Source organism: Pseudomonas sp. TH39(2020), assembly GCF_016650715.1.
Classification (GTDB): Bacteria; Pseudomonadota; Gammaproteobacteria; order Pseudomonadales; family Pseudomonadaceae; genus Aquipseudomonas; species Aquipseudomonas mandelii_C.
The window spans coordinates 815,576-832,164 of the sequence record NZ_JAEKFF010000007.1; the positions used below are offsets into that span (position 1 = coordinate 815,576).

A 16,589-nucleotide genomic window follows, 5' to 3' on the forward strand; every position below is an offset into this window, starting at 1 on the left:
AATTCCGTCGTAGCTAGGCGTCAATCAGCTGATCAATCAAAACCGCGTTGCTATAGATCAAGCTTCCATCACTCGCTCGATGCCCGACCAAATGGAACTGACCGCGTTCGTTGTGTATATAGACGCGCATTTGGCAGTCGGATAAAGGGCCGTATCCCTCCGGCAAGTTCAACTCCAGTGTGTCCATGTCGACATCGACCATGGCTTCACGCTCATGGGTCTTCTGCAGGCGTTCTTCAGCTTGCTCCAGACCCCGATGGAGGGGGCCATCGACGTAAAAATGGATTTCACCCACAGGGGTCGACTTTTGTTCTCCGTTGACTTTGCACCAGCCTTCGATCGTCAAGGCACTCATGACGAAATCTCCGTTGTGGACGGCTGGACGCTGTAGCTCTTGGCCGTCACTTGTCTGACCGCTATGCATAGGCAAAGACTTTTGCGGGCGCTTGCCGATCTTTGCCTTCCGTAATCAGACCTAATTATAGCTGGCAACCGGGCCCCGCTTACTCGACTGTCGTTCAGGCGAAATGTGTTGCTGAAGAGTTACAGTTATATATAGCGAATAGGTTTTAAGTGATCAAGTTGATGCTGAAGTTGGAATATCCAGGCAATAAGGCTTTTCAGCGAAAAGCGCTTGTTCCGGCCATGAACTATACTTCCTGCGGACTTTGCCACAAAGATAGGTGGTATTTGTCTAGCCTGTTTTGGCGTCAGATTAGTACGGATTTGACGATGTTGTTCTGTGGCGATGCTTATGCATGCCGATGAGTAACAGGAATAGGATGAAAGCAAAATGGCAATGGCAATTATTCTTGTACTAATCGTTATTGCATCAGTGCTGTTCCATATATTAGCGCCTTGGCATGCGACACCGGCAGCGTCCAACTGGGGGTCAATAGACACCACCCTGTTCATCACCCTGATCATTAGCGGAATATTTTTCATCGCCGTCACCCTGTTCATGGCGGTGGCCGTGATACGTTTCCGTCACAAGGAAGGTGCCAGGGCGGCCTACCAGCCAGAAAATAAAAAGTTGGAAACATGGTTGATTATCGTGACCTCGGTAGCTATTGCCGCGATGTTGGCGCCAGGCCTGGTTGTTTACAGTGACTTTATCCGGGTGCCGAAAAATGCTTATGAACTTGAAGTGGTTGCTCAGCAGTGGCAATGGGCCTTTCGTTTTCCCGGCCAGGACGGGAAGCTGGGCAAATCGGATATTAAGTTTGTTGATTCCACCAATCCCTTCGGCCTCGACCCCAAGGATCCTCTTGGGCAGGACGATGTACTTATAATAAACAATGACGTTCGCCTTCCGCTCGATAAGCCGGTAAAAGTTTTACTGCGCTCTAAAGATGTGCTGCACGATTTCTATGTCCCACAAATGCGCAGCAAGATGGACATGGTGCCAGGGATGGTGTCGTACTTTTGGTTTACACCGACTAAAACGGGGAAATATGAAGTCCTTTGCGCTGAATATTGTGGCGTAGGTCATTACAATATGCGCGGCCATATGATCGTAGAAGAACAGGATGCCTTCGATCAATGGCTGAACAGCCAACCAACTTTTGCGCAAACATTAACGACAGCTGCCAAACCCAGTCGGGACAGCGTGCTGGAAAAAGGTCGCCAGTTGGTCGAAAAACTCGGCTGCAGTGCCTGCCATAGCCAGGATGGCAGTGCCAGTCTCGGCCCGGGATGGAAGGGCCTGTACGGCCGCACTGAACAGCTTGCCGATGGCACCAGCGTGCTCGTCGATGAGGCCTACGTGAAAGAGTCGATCCTCGATCCGAAGGCCCGACTGGTACAAGGCTACCCGCCGGTCATGGTGACCTATACTCTCAATGACGATGAACTGGGTGCGCTCGTCGCCCTGATCAAATCACTCGGTGCCGGGCAGCAAGACAAAGAACCTACTCCCGGCGAAGCGTCGAGCCCAGGTGACGACTTGGCGGCACAGGGACAGAAGTTGGCTCAGTCGCTCGGCTGTCTGGCCTGCCACAGTGTCGATGGCAGCAAGGGTGTTGGCCCCAGCTGGCAGGGCCTGTATGGCAAGGCAGAAACCCTTGCCGACGGTACGAGCATAAAGGTCGATGAGGACTATATAAAAGATTCGGTTCTTAATCCCGGTGCCAAAATCGTCAAGGGCTACGCGGCCGTCATGCCGGCCTTTACTCCGAGCGACAAGGACCTGAACGCACTGATCGCTTTTATCAAATCCAAAGCGAATGCCGACGCTGATGCGAGCAAGACGCAACCAGGGAAGTAGCCGTAAAGCAGCCAGGAATGCACCGAAACTTCGACAGGAGGATGACGTGATGGCCTATGCGGAGCAAGCCGAAACAGAAGCACTACACGAACCCAAAAGCTTCCTGACCAAATATATCTGGAGTCAGGACCACAAGGTCATAGCCATTCAATATTCCTTGACGGCTCTGTTCGTGGGTCTTATCGCCGTGGTGTTGTCCGACTTGATGCGCATACAGATAGGCTTCCCCGGCAGCTTGGCGTTCATGGACGCCAGTACTTACTATCAGGCGATGACCATGCACGGCATGATCATGGTCATTTATTTGCTGACGGCCTTGTTTCTGGGGGGCTTCGGCAACTATTTGATCCCGCTGATGGTGGGCGCCCGCGACATGGTCTTCCCCTACGTCAACATGCTGAGTTACTGGTTCTACCTGCTAGCGGTACTCGTGCTGCTCTCCAGTTTCTTTGTTCCCGGCGGCCCCACCGGTGCGGGTTGGACGCTCTATCCGCCACAGTCCATTTCTCAGGGGACACCAGGGGTCGAGTGGGGCATCGTCCTGATGCTTGTCTCACTGGCGATTTTTATTGTCGCAGCCACCATGGGCGGGTTGAACTACGTCACCACGGTGTTGCAGGCGCGCACGCACGGCATGACATTGTTTCGCATGCCGCTCTCCGTATGGGGAATCTTCATGGCCTCGATCATGGCCTTGCTGGCCTTCCCGGCGTTATTTGTCAGTGCGGTCATGATGCTGTTTGACAAGCTGTTGGGCACCAGCTTCTTTATGCCGGCGATGGTCTCGTTGGGGCAGTCGCTCGATCACCAGGGCGGCAGCCCGATATTATTCCAGCACCTGTTCTGGTTCTTCGGCCACCCGGAGGTCTACATCGTTGCTCTCCCTGCGTTTGGTCTGGTGTCCGACTTGATCAGCACGCATGCGCGTAAAAATATCTTCGGCTACCGAATGATGGTGTGGGCCATTATTGCGATTGGCGTACTCAGCTTTGTGGTCTGGGCGCACCATATGTATGTCAGCGGAATGAACCCGTACTTTGGCTTTTTCTTCGCGACCACCACCTTGATCATCGCGGTGCCGACCGCACTGAAAGTCTACAACTGGGTGCTGACCCTGTGGCGCGGCGACATTCATCTGACTGTGCCGATGCTGTTTGCCCTGGCCTTTATCGTCACTTTCCTGGTCGGCGGTCTGACCGGCTTGTTTCTGGGCAATGTGATCGTTGATATCCCGCTCTCGGACACCTATTTCGTCGTAGCCCATTTTCATATGGTCATGGGGGTTGCACCGGTACTGGTGGTGTTCGGTGGCATTTATCATTGGTTCCCGAAAGTCACCGGGCGCATGTTGAACGACACCCTGGGCAAGTTGCATTTCTGGATTACCTTTCTGGGCACCTACGCCATCTTCTTCCCCATGCACTACCTGGGATTCCAGGGCATGCCACGCCGCTACTACGCCTATGAAAACTACGCGTTCATCCCGCAGTCAGCGCAAGAGTTGAATGCCTTCATTACGGTGATCGCATTGACCGTCGGCGTTTCACAGTTGCTGTTCCTGTTCAACCTGGCCTGGAGTGCATTTAAGGGCAAACCCGCAGGCAGTAATCCCTGGGGCGCGGCCAGTCTGGAATGGCAAACACCGAACACCCCGCCGATACACGGTAACTGGGGAGCCAAGCTGCCGGTCGTGCATCGCTGGGCCTATGACTACAGTGTGCCGGGGATAGAACAGGATTTCGTTCCGCAAACAGTCTCCGCCGAGGAGCTGGAGCAGATGCGGCAACTGAGTGCCGGAACCAAGATAGCGGACGTTAAAACATGAGCAGGTTGCTATTGAGAAACGCCGACGGCGCTGACCCCGGCGGCAGCTGGAATCGCGATCCGGAGGGTATTCAGGCCGGCGAGGGTGCCGACCGAAACCAAACCGCAAGAATAGGCCTGCGCTTATTTCTGGTCGTGGTGAGTTCGTTATTCTTTCTCTTCTTGCTCGCCTTTATCGCCCGTTCACAAATGACCGACTGGCTACCCCTGACAGAGCCCTTGGCACCGTTAGCCAATCTCTGGCAGTTATGGCTGAATTCGGCTTTTCTGGTGTTCAGTTGCGTCGCACTGCAGTGGTCACGCATGGCCGCGCGACAGGCTCGACTGGACGCAACGGTCATTGGCTTTGTATTGGGGGGCGTATTTGCAATTGCCTTTCTGGTGGGGCAATTCTGGGTCTGGCAGCAGTTTGTCGCCTGGGGCTACTTTGTCGCCAGCAATCCGGCCAACAGCTTCTTCTACCTGTTGACCGGTGTGCATGGGCTCCACCTGCTGGGCGGGTTGATCGCCTGGGGCAGAACCGTCGCCAAATTCCTGCGTCATGTGCCGCTGCCGCAACTCAGCGCTAGCGTGGAGCTGTGCGCCATCTATTGGCATTACTTACTGGGTCTTTGGTTCGTGCTATTCGCTCTGCTGACCAGCACGCCGCAAACCTATGAAGCCATCGCCAGATTCTGCGGCCTGAGGTGAAAAGCCATGGCATCGCATTCACCCGCCCCAGGCGAGTCCAGTTCATCCAATCCCCCCGGCTTGCCGCCTGCAGCAGGATGGCAGGGCATCGCCAGCGACTGGTCCTCGGATAAGGAGGCTTTCAAGCAGGTCCCCTGGGGCAAGGCGATGATGTGGATATTCCTGCTCAGCGATACGTTTATATTCACCTGTTTTTTAACCGGCTACATGTCGGTACGCATGACCATCACCACCGCCTGGCCGAACCCCAGTGAAGTGTTCGCATTGACGATCGGCGGTAGAGAAATCCCGCTTATTCTGATCGCCATCATGACCTTTGTGCTGATCAGCAGCAGCGGCACCATGGCCATGGCAGTCAATTTCGCCTATCGCCGTGATCGTGCGAAAACCACAGCCCTGATGCTGGCGACCGCTGCCTTGGGTGTGACCTTCGTCGGCATGCAGGCATTCGAATGGAGCAAGCTCATCGCAGAAGGGGTGCGTCCCTGGGGGAACCCTATGGGGGCGGCGCAATTTGGTGCGAGTTTTTTCATGATTACCGGTTTTCACGGGCTGCATGTGTCAATCGGCGCCATCTACCTCAGCATTGTGGCGTTGAAAGTAATGCGGGGAGATTATGAGCGCTCCGGGAACTATCAGAACGTCGAGATAGCCGGGCTTTACTGGCACTTCGTGGATCTGGTGTGGGTGTTTATTTTTGCTTTCTTCTATTTATGGTAGAGGAGCACGGGTGATGGCACATGCTCAGGGTCAACAACATCCGATTAGTTTGTATCTCAAAATCTGGGGGCTGTTATTCGTCCTCAGTACGATGTCGTATCTTGTCGACTATTTTCACTTCCAGGGCTACCTCAGGTGGTCCCTGATTATTACTTTCATGTTGTTGAAGGCAGGTTTAATTGTCTCCATCTTCATGCATATGGCCTGGGAACGGTTGGCCATGGTCTACGCCATACTGGTGCCACCTTTGTGTTTGCTGGTACTCGTCGGACTGATGGCCACCGAGGCGGACTATGTTTTCCTCAGCCGGGTCATTTCCTTCGGCCAATAAGCAGCTTCCGGATGGCCTTCAGTCTCCAGGGGCTAACCCGATATCACTCGCTTGAACTGATGCCATTTGTGCTGCCAGGCCACTGTCCAGTGGGGGGCTGCGGTTCCCGTGCCGGCAATCTCCAGCGCTGGGTGATGTTCGATAACCCCGTCCAATACCGACTCCTGAGCCGGCTCGACATCTACGAAGAAAATATGTTTTCCCTCTCCTACCACCTGTTTAAAACTGCGGAAGTGAGTGTTTGGCACCTGAATACCAAAAAAACCGCCTTCCCAGATGCAGAAGCCACATACAACAATGGCAAGAAAGATAAAAGGCATCCAGCCTGCGGCGGATTCGGTCCAGCCCAGCCAATAGGCGCCGCCAAGAACCAGCGCCGCGAGTGGCACACCGATCACTGCACCAATTTCGCCAGAGCGAACAACATCCTGTTCCATTAACGAGTTAACTTCGTGAAGGTGATGTTGTTCAACATCGGCAACGTGTTGACTGAGCACATGAATTTGTTCGGAATTGATGCCGCTGGCTTCCAGTTCATTTTCAACGGCTTCAAGATCGTCGAGATTATTGCTGATGTAATAGTGTCGATTCATGCCACACCTCCCATCTCGTGCTTGCCGTAGACCTCCTTTGTCTTGTAGCTGCCAGTCGAGATTTGCAGTCGGTATCAGTACCTGTGGGGAACGTTGTGCGCTTCATTCAAGCCATAAAAAAGTATAGCACTGCATATCATTCAGGCATGGGGACGGGAAGCATGCGGTCTGATGCTCCCGGCAGGTTCCCCGGCACCCTAAATTCTGGACATAAAAAAACCGGTCACAACGGACCGGTTTTTGTGTTCCTGCATCTCTCGTCAAAACCCTCCTGACGTGAGACCAAATTCGATTGGAGCGGGTGAAGGGAATCGAACCCTCGTTATCAGCTTGGGAAGCTGGAGTAATGCCATTATACGACACCCGCTCAGAGCGGCTGACTTTGTACCAGATGTGGGCGTAGAAATGAAGTTTTTCTTTGCGTGCGACGGCTTTAGCGCAGGTGAAACAAGACACAGACCGGGTGGCGGTCTATCGCGGGCAAGCCTTGCTCCTACAGGAACGCATTCAACACTGTAGGGCGAAGCCTGCTCGCGATGACGCTGTTTCAAATGGCCAATGCATGTTGGTTCTGGACGTAGTGATAACGCGGTCGGCTTTCGTGTTGCGAAGGTTTCAGAAAGCCCAATAGTGCGTTGCGGCTGTCTCGGCAAGCTGCTTTGTGCTCCATGTCGAGAAAGTGGCCGGTGGCCTGCAGGGTGCTGAAGGTGGCGTCCTGCACGTGGTTGGCGAACAATCGGGCGCCGTCGGCAGCGGTGTACTCGTCCCATTCGCCGTTCATGAACAGCACCGGCACGTTGATTTTCTCCGCGGCTTTGAAGAAGCACTGGCGATCACTGTGCAGCAGATCGCTGATGTGGAAGTGCATCTGCCCGTATTCATGCTCGGCCAAAGAGCTGACGTGCCGATAATTGAAGCGCTTGAACAGCGTCGGAAGGTGTTTGCCAATGGTGCTGTTCACCAGGTTGCCGACCCGGTCACCGTCCCGGCTACCGAGGTAATCGATGCCGCGCTCGAGGTAGTCGAGCATGTGCGCGTTGATCTCCGGGGAGAACGAACTGATCACGGCTTTTTCGATGCGCCGTGGCTGGTGGGCCAGGGCGACCAGGGTCGCGGCGCCACCCCAGGAAAACGACAGCACGTGTTCGGCGGCGAAGTGGTCGATCAGCTCCAGGAGGATCTGCCCTTCGACTTCCTTGGTCAGCAATTTCTCGTGCAGGTTGTGGGCTTTCGACTTGCCCGCGTAGGGCTGGTCGTAGCAGACCACATTGAACTGCGGGTGAAGGTTTTTCACGGTTTGTGCAAACGACGCAGTCGTGGCCATCGAGCCGTTGACCAAAATAATGGTCTTCTCAGCGGCGTCTGCGCGATAGAACTCCGTGTAAACCCGATACTGACCCTGTATATCCAGCACAGCGATTTCTGGCCTCATGTCATAAGACTCCAAGCAAGCGGGTATGCGCGCAAATGAGATTGCACGAGCTTTGTGACAGGTAGGCATACGCCTGGAATTTTGGAGCCCATGTCGATCCAATGCAGGCCGGTCGACGGGTATTGTTATTGGAGGGCAGTCTGCCGGGGGAAAGCGGAACCTGAGGGTTCTCTACCGGCAAAAAGTTTCTTAGAAGTATGTTGTGACTCGTCGGTCACATTTCGGCCGACGTCCTGATTCAAGCAGGGGTCACGTCATCGCGCAAGTATCTTTGGCAAATTGTTCGACAACTTCTGCTGAGCGGTCGTCTGCTTAGAACAATTGAATCTCTTCAGTGCGTAATGCGCGGTACTCGCCCGGTTTCAGGGCACTGTCGAGCACCAGCGGGCCCATGCTTTCGCGGTGCAGGCGCAGCACCTTGTTGTCGAAATGGCCGAACATCCGCTTCACCTGGTGATAACGGCCCTCGACGATGCTCAGTCGTGCGGAGGTTGGTCCGAGTACGGCCAGCTCGGCGGGTTGGGTGGTGAGGTCTTCGAAGGCGAAGTACAGGCCTTCGATGAATTTCAATGCGTATTGCGGGCCAATCTCTTGCTCGGTCTCTACGTAGTAGACCTTGGGCAGTTTGGTTTGCGGCTGGGTCAGGCGTCGCGACCAGCTGCCATCATTGGTGATCAGCATCAGGCCGGTGGTGTTGAAGTCCAGGCGTCCGGCGATGTGCAGGTCCTCCTTGTCCGGCTCATGGATCAAGTCGAGCACGGTCGGGTGTTGCGGATCGCGGGTGGCACTGACGCAGCCGGGCGGTTTGTGCAGCATGAAGTAGCGTGCAGGCTTGCCGACTTGCAGCAGCTCATCGTCGATTTCCACGCGGCTGAATTCCAGTACGTCGGCGTGAGGGTCGCTGACGATGTTTCCGTCGATCCTGACGCGCTTTTCCACCAGCAACAGACGCACTTGCTTACGGTTGAAGCGCGGCAGGTTGCTGAGAAAACGGTCAATGCGCATGACGAGGGATCGGTAGGAATGGGGCGCGTATCTTACGTGATCGGTTGTGCGGTTGCTTACAGCTGCGCTTCGACTTGCGCGCAGCGTGGGCACAAACAGGATTTGTCGCGCAGTTCGGGCGGCAGCGCTTCGAGCACCGCCGGGTCGATGCTGACGCCATAGCACCAGCAGGCCCGATCGGCGGTTCGCGGGTCGGCCAGCGTGCAGTCGTTGGAGGCGCCGCAGGCCGGGCAGAAATCTGGCTTATTCATGTAGGGTTATGCATAACTGGAGTGAGGCATTTCCACGCAGGTGCGGTTACGGCCGGCTTGCTTGGCCCGGTACATCGCATGATCCGCTCTCGACAGCAGCGTGTGCAAGGTGTCATCGGTCTGCAGGGTGGTCAGGCCGATGCTCACGGTCAGCTGCAAGGCATTATCGTTGTAGGCATAACGCTGTTGCTCGATATGCTGACGAATTTTTTCGGCGATCATCAGACCTGTCTCACCATCAGTGTCCTTGAGCAACACGATAAATTCCTCCCCGCCCCAACGGCAGACGATGTCGGAGTGGCGCAGGCAACTCTCCAGATCCCGTGCAAAGCCGATCAGCACCTGATCGCCGGCAAGGTGACCGTAGGTGTCGTTCAACGCCTTGAAATGGTCCAGATCCAGTAGCAACGCGGTCAGCGGTTTGGGCTCGCGCTGGGCTTCGTGCATGGCTTGCGCCGCCAACAGGTCGAAACCGCGGCGGTTTGGCAACTCGGTCAGGCTGTCGAGGACCGCCTGGGCCTGGATCTTGCCCTGGTAGCGCTTGATCACCCGGTTGAGCAGGATCAGCACGATCAGCGTGACGATCAGGCAGATCAAGAGGTTGAGGTACAGCGATTGGCGGATTTCACTGAGGGCGCCGTCTTCGCGTTTGTCGACGAACAAGTACCAGTTCAGCTCCGGAATGAAACGCACATTGAGGAAATGTCCCTGGCCCCGGACGGAATATTCGTAGCTACCGCTGTGAGGTTTGGGCAGTTGGCTGACCAGGTCCTTCATGCTGTCGAGTTCGCCGAGGCTCTGCCCGATCTTCGCGCCTTGCGGACCGCCCTCGGCTCCGGTGAGCACCAGGCGCCCGAAGTTGTCGACGAAGTACACACTGCGTTGGTAGCGCTGCTGATACTTGTCGATCAGCTTGATCACCGCATCCACCGTAAGACCGACACCGGCCGCGCCGATGAAACGGTTGTTGTAGTCATAGACCTTGTAGTTGATGAAGAAGGTCAGGTTGTCCTTGTTGGCAAGGTCCGGGTCAACATTGATCTCGTAGGGATCGGCCATGTCTCGTACGCGGAAATACCACGCATCGCGGGGTTCAGTGGCTTTGACCTGTTTGAGCACGCCCTTGGCGTGGTAGTAGGTGAGGCTGCTGTTAGAGACGAAAAATGCGGTGTAGGCGCCATAGTGGGTCATGACCTCGTTGAGATAGCGGGTCATTTTTTCGGGATCTAGCTCGCCGTTTACCACCCAGTCACGCATGAAGGTGTCGCGGGACATCATCGAGGAAATCAGGATCGGTCTGACGAGGTCTTTCTGGATTTCCGAGTAGACCGTGTCCGACGTCAGCGGCAGTTCGGTGTTGATGATGTTGTCGCGGATCGACGCTCGCGAGGCGTAGTAACTGAGCAAGGATGTGGCGAGAAAGCCTGCGCCCAGCAACGCGATCAGCGTGAGGACCAACGAACGTTGCGAATACAGCGGCGAGCGAAGCGGCATGACGATTCCGTTGGCAGTGACCCGATGGCAGGCATTCTAATGGCACTGCCGGGAAATAACTGCTCTATGTGCAGGGCGAATGATCGTACACACGCCCCTGAGTTGATCGTTCCCACGCTCTGCGTGGGAATGCCGCCCGGGACGCTCCGCGTCCCTTCGCGAGCGTGACGCAGAGCGTCACAGGATGCATTCCCACGCAGAGCGTGGGAACGATCATTTGGCGAGGTAGGCACGCCATCCGCCTAAATGGCTGATATTGGCGGCCCCCTCCAAGCCATACGCCTCACAGATAAACCCACTCTCCCAACGCCCATCCGCCAATTGCACCTTGCCCAACCCTAGTGGCGCCGGAATACCGGTCAGAAAAGAACCCAGCTCATGGCTCGGCAATTCCCAAACCTCGACGGCAATCGCCACACCCCCGTCCTTCACGCGAACCATCCCGGGACGAAACGGCGGGCCGCCGGCCAAGGCATACAGTTGATAGTCCGGCGAGCTGAACGTCGTCTCGACCCGTCGAGCCCCGCGCTGCCTCAATTGCCAATTCAGCGCCAACCCATCCAGATGCGCGCCACACATCACCAATCGCGCACGATCATTGCGTGCGACAGCCGACGGAACCGGTGTCGCCAAACCTTGCTGGCGCTGCAAGGCATCCGCCACGCTCAACAAATACTGATCAGTAAACGCCCGCCCGAACAACGTCACACCCCAAGGCAAACCATTGCCCATGAAACCGCTGGGCACGGCGACGGCGGCGTAATCGAGCAGGTTCATGAAATTGGTGTAGTAGCCCAGTTCCGAATTGCGCAGCACCGGCTCGGCGTCCAGTTCCGCCCGCGTGACGGGGCGGCCGATGGTGGGGGTGAGCACGCAGTCGAGACCGTCCAGCGCTTGGTCGCACAGGGCTTTCAGGGCTTGCAGCCGGTACTGGGCGCGGAAAGTTTGCACGCCGTTCACCGCTGGAGCCTTGGCCAGCACCGCACGAATCACCGGCAGTACGGCTTCAGGGTTTTGCTCCATCAATTCGCCAGCGACGCTGTAGCGCTCAGCCACCCACGGGCCTTCATAGAGCAAACGCGCCGCTTCAAGGAACGGTGAAAAATCCAGCTCCACGGCGTCACCACCCAAAGCCTTGAGCTGATCGATGGCATCACCGAACAACAACGGGCCTTCAGGGCAGCCGAAGAACTCCAGATCCTGAGCACGCGGCACGCCAAAGCGGAAGGGGCGAGGCGCACCAAACGCCGAGCCGTCATTCCACAACGGATTGCTACGGCTGTATTCATCGCGGGGATCAAGGTGCGCAGTGAGCGCGAGCAACTGACTGGCTTCCCGAGCAGTCGCGGTGAACGTGGTCACGCAATCGAGGGTGCGGCAGGCCGGAACCACACCGGCCGTGGAGATCAACCCTTTGCTGGCTTTCAACCCCACCAGATTGTTCAGCGCCGCCGGCACACGCCCGGAACCCGCCGTGTCCGTGCCCAGGGAAAAACTCGCCACGCCGAGCGCCACCGCCAGCGACGACCCGGCGCTGGAACCGCCCGATGGATATTCCGGCAACACGCTGTTTGGGCACGCGCCATAGGGTGAGCGACTGCCGTTAAGCCCGGTGGCGAATTGATCAAGATTGGTCTTGCCCAACGGAATCGCCCCCAGCGCCAGCAATTGCTCGACGATGGTCGCCGAACGTTCGGGCACGTAGGCAAACGCCGGGCACGCAGCGGTCGTCGGAATGCCCGCCAGGTCAATGTTGTCCTTGATTGCGAACGGCACGCCGAACAGCGGAAGGCTTTCAATGTCACGACCGTCGAGTGCCGCGAGGTACGGTTCCAGTTCTTCAACACTGAGCAAGTGGATGAACAGGTGATAGTCCGGGTTCAACGCCGCGGCTTTATCGCGCAGGCTCAGCAGCAGTTCACGGGACGTGATGTTGCCGATGCGATAAGCGCTGCGCAGGGCGTCGAGTTGCAGATTGATGTTCATGGCGTTAATCCTTTTCAAAATGGGTTCACTCAAGTTCCAGCACCACGACACGCTGTCCGGCGCGCACGGCCGAACCCGGTTGCACACGAATCTCGCGTACCACTCCGGCCGTGGGTGCGAGCAATGGGATTTCCATCTTCATCGACTCCAGAATCACCAGCACATCACCCGCGGCAACCCGGCTGCCGGTTTCAACCTGAACCTGCCAAAGGTTGCCGGCGATGTGGCTGTCGACGCTCTGTTGACCGCTGGCCAGCGGTGCGTCGTCGGTCACTTCCGGGACAAGTTCTTCACTGTCGAAATGCGCCTGGCCACTGGCAATCCAGCGCTCGCGTTCGGCGTTGAACGCGCCTTTTTGCTGATCACGAAACGCGGAAATGCTCTCGGCTTCCTTCGTCAGGAAGGCTTGGTAATCCGCCAGATTCAACTGACTGTGCTCGATGTTCAGATCGAATCGCCCGAGTGGGAAATCCCGTCGAGTGCGCAACAGTTCATCGGCACTGACCGGGTAGAAACGGATCTGATCGAAGAAGCGCAGCAACCACGGTTTGCCGTCGAATGCGGCGACCTCGCGATAGCGATTCCACATCTGCAAAGTGCGGCCGACGAACTGATAACCGCCGGGGCCTTCCATGCCGTACACGCACATGTAAGCACCACCGATGCCCACCGAGTTTTCCGCGGTCCAGGTGCGGGCCGGGTTGTATTTGGTGGTCACCAAGCGATGCCGCGGGTCGAGCGGCGTGGCGACCGGCGCACCGAGGTAGACGTCGCCCAGGCCCATCACCAGGTAGCTGGCGTCGAACACCGTGCGCTGCACTTCGTCGAGGTTTGGCAGGTCGTTGATGCGGCGGATGAACTCCAGATTGCTTGGGCACCACGGGGCGTCCTTGCGCACGGTGGTCATGTATTTTTCGATCGCCAACTGGCAGGCCGGGTCGTCCCAGGACAACGGCAGATGGACGATGCGCGAGGGCACTTGCAGGTCCTTGGCGGCGCACACGGCGTCCCATTCGCCGGCGACGATGCCGAGCAGATCGGCCAGCGGCAGTTGTTCGGGTTGGTAGTGCACTTGCAGCGAGCGGATGCCGGGTGTCAGGTCGATGACGCCGTGCAGGTTTTGGCTTTCCAGGGCTTGCATCAAGGCGTGGGCGCGGAAGCGCAGGACCAGGTCCAGTTCGGGGGCGCCGATTTCCAGCAGCAGGTGAGTGTCGCCTGACAGCCGTGCAACCAGCCGCGTATCCCCCTGGCCCAAATCCAACACCACAGGCGACACAATCCCCTGTGGGAGCGGCGGTGCGACGATTCGACTTGCTCGCGAAGAGGGCGTGTCAGTCGACATTGATGTGTCTGATACACCGCTTTCGCGAGCAGGCTCGCTCCCACAGTGGGTATTCCATTTCAAGACGAGGTTGCGGGCGGTCTTGAGATCGACCGGGAGGAACTGCACCTTATCCCCCGCCTTAAGCTGCCCCAGTTGCCAGAGGTCGGCTTCGATCACCGTCACCGGGCAGACAAACCCGCCGAGGCTAGGGCCGTCGGGACCGAGGATTACCGGCATGTCACCGGTAAAATCCACCGCCCCAATGGCGTACGGATTGTCATGGATATTCGACGGATGCAGACCCGCCTCGCCACCATCGGCACGCACCCATTCAGGCTTCGGCCCGATCAACCGCACGCCGGTTCGGCTGGAGTTGAAATGTACTTCCCACTGGGTGGCGAAGAAGGTGCCAATGTAGTTTTCGGTGAAATATTCCGGCGCACCATGAGGGCCGTAGATCACCCGGATTTGCCGCACGGTGGACAACTCGGTGACCTGTTCTACAGGCAGTTGAAGACCGGTGCTGCGATCGCTCAAAGCAAGGACATGCAACACGTCGCCAGCCCGCAACGCACGACCACCATGTCCACCAAACTGGCCGAGGGTGAAGGTGCTTTTGCTGCCCAGATAATCCGGCACTTGCAGGCCACCGCGCAGGCACAGATAGCTGCGGGCGCCTGCACCGGCAATTGTGCCAAGGCTCAAAGTAGCGCCCGCCGGTACGAGAAAAGCCGTGTTCATGGGCACCACTTCACCATTAAGGGTCAGTGGAATCACTGCCCCGGTGACCGCCACCACCACCTCGCAATTGAAGCGCAGCAGCGGCCCGCTCATGGTGATTTCCAGCGCCGCGGCGCCTTCGTCGTTACCCAACAAAAGGTTGCCCAAACGCAACGCACGACTGTCCATCGGCCCTGACGGCGGCACGCCCACGGCCCAGTAACCGAGGCGGCCGGGATAGTCCTGAACGCTGGTCTGAGTCCCGGCGCTGAGCACTTCAAACGTGTTGGCCTGATACACCAAGCCTTCCAGGCAACGCGTCCACGGCTGACCGCTGGCGAAAGGCACATCGAGCAGAATCTGCCGCAAATAATCGCGGTTGGTTTCCACCCCGTAGAGCTGGCTGTCGCCCAGCGCTTGATGCAGATCGGCAGCGGCTTCTTCGCGGGTCGGCGCCCAACTGATGACCTTGGCGATCATCGGATCGAAATACGGTGGAATCTCGCAACCGGCCTCGACCCATGTGTCGATGCGCAGGTGCTTGCCATCGGCGGCAGGGAAGTTCACGGCGGTCAGCAAGCCCGGGCTCGGCTGAAAATCGCGGCCCGGATCTTCTGCATAGAGCCGTGCCTGAATCGCATGACCATCGGCTTTCAAACCTTGGCTCAACGTGCTCAACGGCGGCAAATCCCCGGCCGCCAGTTCCACCATCCAGCGCACCAGATCCACGCCCCAGACTTGCTCGGTGACGCCGTGCTCCACCTGCAAACGGGTGTTCACTTCGAGAAAGTAGAAACGCTGAGCCTCGCTGTCGAAGACGAACTCAACGGTACCGGCGCTGCGGTAATTCACCGCTTTCGCCAGTTTGATCGCCGCTGCACACAGCTCTTCGGCCATGCCTTCAGGCAGGTTCGGCGCCGGGGTTTCTTCGAGGACTTTCTGGTTGCGCCGCTGCACCGAACAGTCGCGCACGCCGAGGGCAATGACTTCGCCCTGGCCGTCGCCGAACACCTGGACTTCCAGGTGACGGGCGCGCTGGATGTACTTCTCGATGAACACCCCGGCGTCGCTGAAGTTGTTCTGGCCGAGGCGTTTGACGGCTTCAAAGGATTCGCTCAACTCGGCCGCACTGCGACACACGCGCATGCCGATGCCGCCACCGCCGGCGGTGCTTTTGAGCATCACCGGGTAGCCGACCTGTTCGCCAGCAATCAGCGCCGCGTCGAGGCTGTCGAGCAACTCGGTGCCTTCGAGCATCGGCACGCCGTGTTGCTTGGCCAAGGCGCGGGCGGTGTGCTTGAGGCCAAACACTCTCAGCTGCTCTGGCGTCGGGCCGATGAAGGCGATGTTGGCGGCTTCGCAGGCTTCGGCGAACGCGGCGTTTTCCGAGAGAAAACCGTAACCCGGATGGATCGCCGTGGCGCCGGTGGATTTGGCGATGTTGAGGATTTTTGCGACGGCCAGATAGGTGCCGGCGGCTGCGCCTTCACCGAGGCTGTGGGCTTCATCGGCCTGCAAGATATGCAAACTGGCGGCATCGGCTTCGGAGTAAACGGCAACGCCCTGGACCTGCAACTCACGCAGGGTACGCAGGATGCGACAGGCTATGGCGCCACGGTTGGCAATCAGGACTTTTTCGAACATGGCATAACCCCCGGAGGCGATAGCGCATCAGCCTCGACCTGGGATGCGGGCCGTCCCGCAGTTTTTCGATAGGCGCCAGGGTCGTCCCCGACGGCAACATCAGTTCATTCCAAAACACCACCGAACCCCTGTGGGAGTGAGCCTGCTCGCGAAAGCGGTGCATCAGTCGACATCATTGGTGAATGTGCTGACGTCTTCGCGAGCAGGCTCGCTCCCACAGGTGGGGGTAGTGGTGTTTTTACTTTTTGAGGCACTGCCCGGAACGCGCCTGGCACAGGGCAAACAACCACTTACGCACACGCGATATTT

General features: G+C 57.5%; 13 protein-coding genes and 1 tRNA gene. 5 read left to right on the top strand and 9 right to left on the bottom strand.

Annotated features, from left to right (window positions below; genetic code table 11):
* Positions 1 to 13: 13 nt before the first annotated feature.
* A complete protein-coding gene (locus JFU47_RS24190) occupies positions 14 to 355 on the bottom strand; it encodes a hypothetical protein (protein ID WP_140677443.1) in 342 nt (113 codons plus the stop codon).
* A gap of 438 nt (positions 356 to 793) precedes the next feature.
* On the opposite strand from JFU47_RS24190, the gene JFU47_RS24195 reads away from it, so the two are divergent.
* The 5 genes from JFU47_RS24195 to JFU47_RS24215 are packed head-to-tail and all read left to right on the top strand — an operon-like array spanning position 794 to position 5,831.
* A complete protein-coding gene (locus tag JFU47_RS24195; protein ID WP_201186141.1) occupies positions 794 to 2,266 on the top strand; it encodes a c-type cytochrome in 1,473 nt (490 codons plus the stop codon).
* Positions 2,267 to 2,315: 49 nt separating this feature from the next.
* Positions 2,316 to 4,091, top strand: a complete 1,776-nt coding sequence (gene ctaD / locus JFU47_RS24200) for a cytochrome c oxidase subunit I (protein WP_201187321.1) — start codon at positions 2,316 to 2,318, stop codon at positions 4,089 to 4,091.
* Positions 4,088 to 4,780 carry a cytochrome c oxidase subunit 3 gene (locus JFU47_RS24205; protein ID WP_201186143.1) on the top strand — a complete coding sequence of 231 codons (693 nt, stop codon included), beginning with the start codon at positions 4,088 to 4,090 and terminating at the stop codon, positions 4,778 to 4,780. Before ctaD ends, JFU47_RS24205 begins: the two co-directional genes overlap by 4 nt.
* A 6-nt stretch (positions 4,781 to 4,786) precedes the next feature.
* On the top strand, positions 4,787 to 5,500 hold the full coding sequence (locus JFU47_RS24210; RefSeq protein WP_201186145.1) for a heme-copper oxidase subunit III family protein: 714 nt from the start codon (positions 4,787 to 4,789) through the stop codon (positions 5,498 to 5,500).
* A 13-nt stretch (positions 5,501 to 5,513) separates the two neighbouring features.
* Positions 5,514 to 5,831 carry a cytochrome C oxidase subunit IV family protein gene (locus tag JFU47_RS24215; RefSeq protein WP_123366811.1) on the top strand — a complete coding sequence of 106 codons (318 nt, stop codon included), beginning with the start codon at positions 5,514 to 5,516 and terminating at the stop codon, positions 5,829 to 5,831.
* Between the two features lie 32 nt (positions 5,832 to 5,863).
* Here JFU47_RS24215 and JFU47_RS24220 read toward each other — a convergent pair whose 3' ends face one another.
* The 8 genes from JFU47_RS24220 to uca all read right to left on the bottom strand — a co-directional run bounded on the left by JFU47_RS24220 (position 5,864) and on the right by uca (position 16,280).
* Entirely contained in the window at positions 5,864 to 6,424 is a 561-nt protein-coding gene (locus tag JFU47_RS24220; RefSeq protein ID WP_140677435.1) for a magnesium transporter, read from the bottom strand.
* A 293-nt stretch (positions 6,425 to 6,717) separates the two neighbouring features.
* Positions 6,718 to 6,791: transfer RNA gene (locus JFU47_RS24225), tRNA-Gly, on the bottom strand.
* Between the two features lie 180 nt (positions 6,792 to 6,971).
* Positions 6,972 to 7,856, bottom strand: coding sequence for an alpha/beta fold hydrolase (locus JFU47_RS24230; protein ID WP_140677433.1), 885 nt, complete (start codon positions 7,854 to 7,856; stop codon positions 6,972 to 6,974).
* Between the two features lie 312 nt (positions 7,857 to 8,168).
* A complete protein-coding gene (locus JFU47_RS24235; protein WP_140677431.1) occupies positions 8,169 to 8,861 on the bottom strand; it encodes a pseudouridine synthase in 693 nt (230 codons plus the stop codon).
* A gap of 56 nt (positions 8,862 to 8,917) precedes the next feature.
* Entirely contained in the window at positions 8,918 to 9,112 is a 195-nt protein-coding gene (locus tag JFU47_RS24240; protein WP_008153014.1) for a cysteine-rich CWC family protein, read from the bottom strand.
* A 6-nt stretch (positions 9,113 to 9,118) separates the two neighbouring features.
* The gene (locus JFU47_RS24245) at positions 9,119 to 10,606 is read right to left on the bottom strand and encodes a sensor domain-containing diguanylate cyclase (RefSeq protein ID WP_201186153.1); all 1,488 of its coding nucleotides are present in this window, start codon (positions 10,604 to 10,606) and stop codon (positions 9,119 to 9,121) included.
* A gap of 213 nt (positions 10,607 to 10,819) precedes the next feature.
* Positions 10,820 to 12,592: an allophanate hydrolase gene (gene atzF, locus JFU47_RS24250; protein WP_201186162.1), complete on the bottom strand. Its 1,773-nt coding sequence runs from the start codon at positions 12,590 to 12,592 to the stop codon at positions 10,820 to 10,822.
* 25 nt (positions 12,593 to 12,617) lie between these two features.
* Complete coding sequence (gene uca / locus JFU47_RS24255) at positions 12,618 to 16,280, bottom strand: urea carboxylase (protein ID WP_201186171.1); 3,663 nt, start codon at positions 16,278 to 16,280, stop codon at positions 12,618 to 12,620.
* Positions 16,281 to 16,589 lie beyond the last annotated feature (309 nt).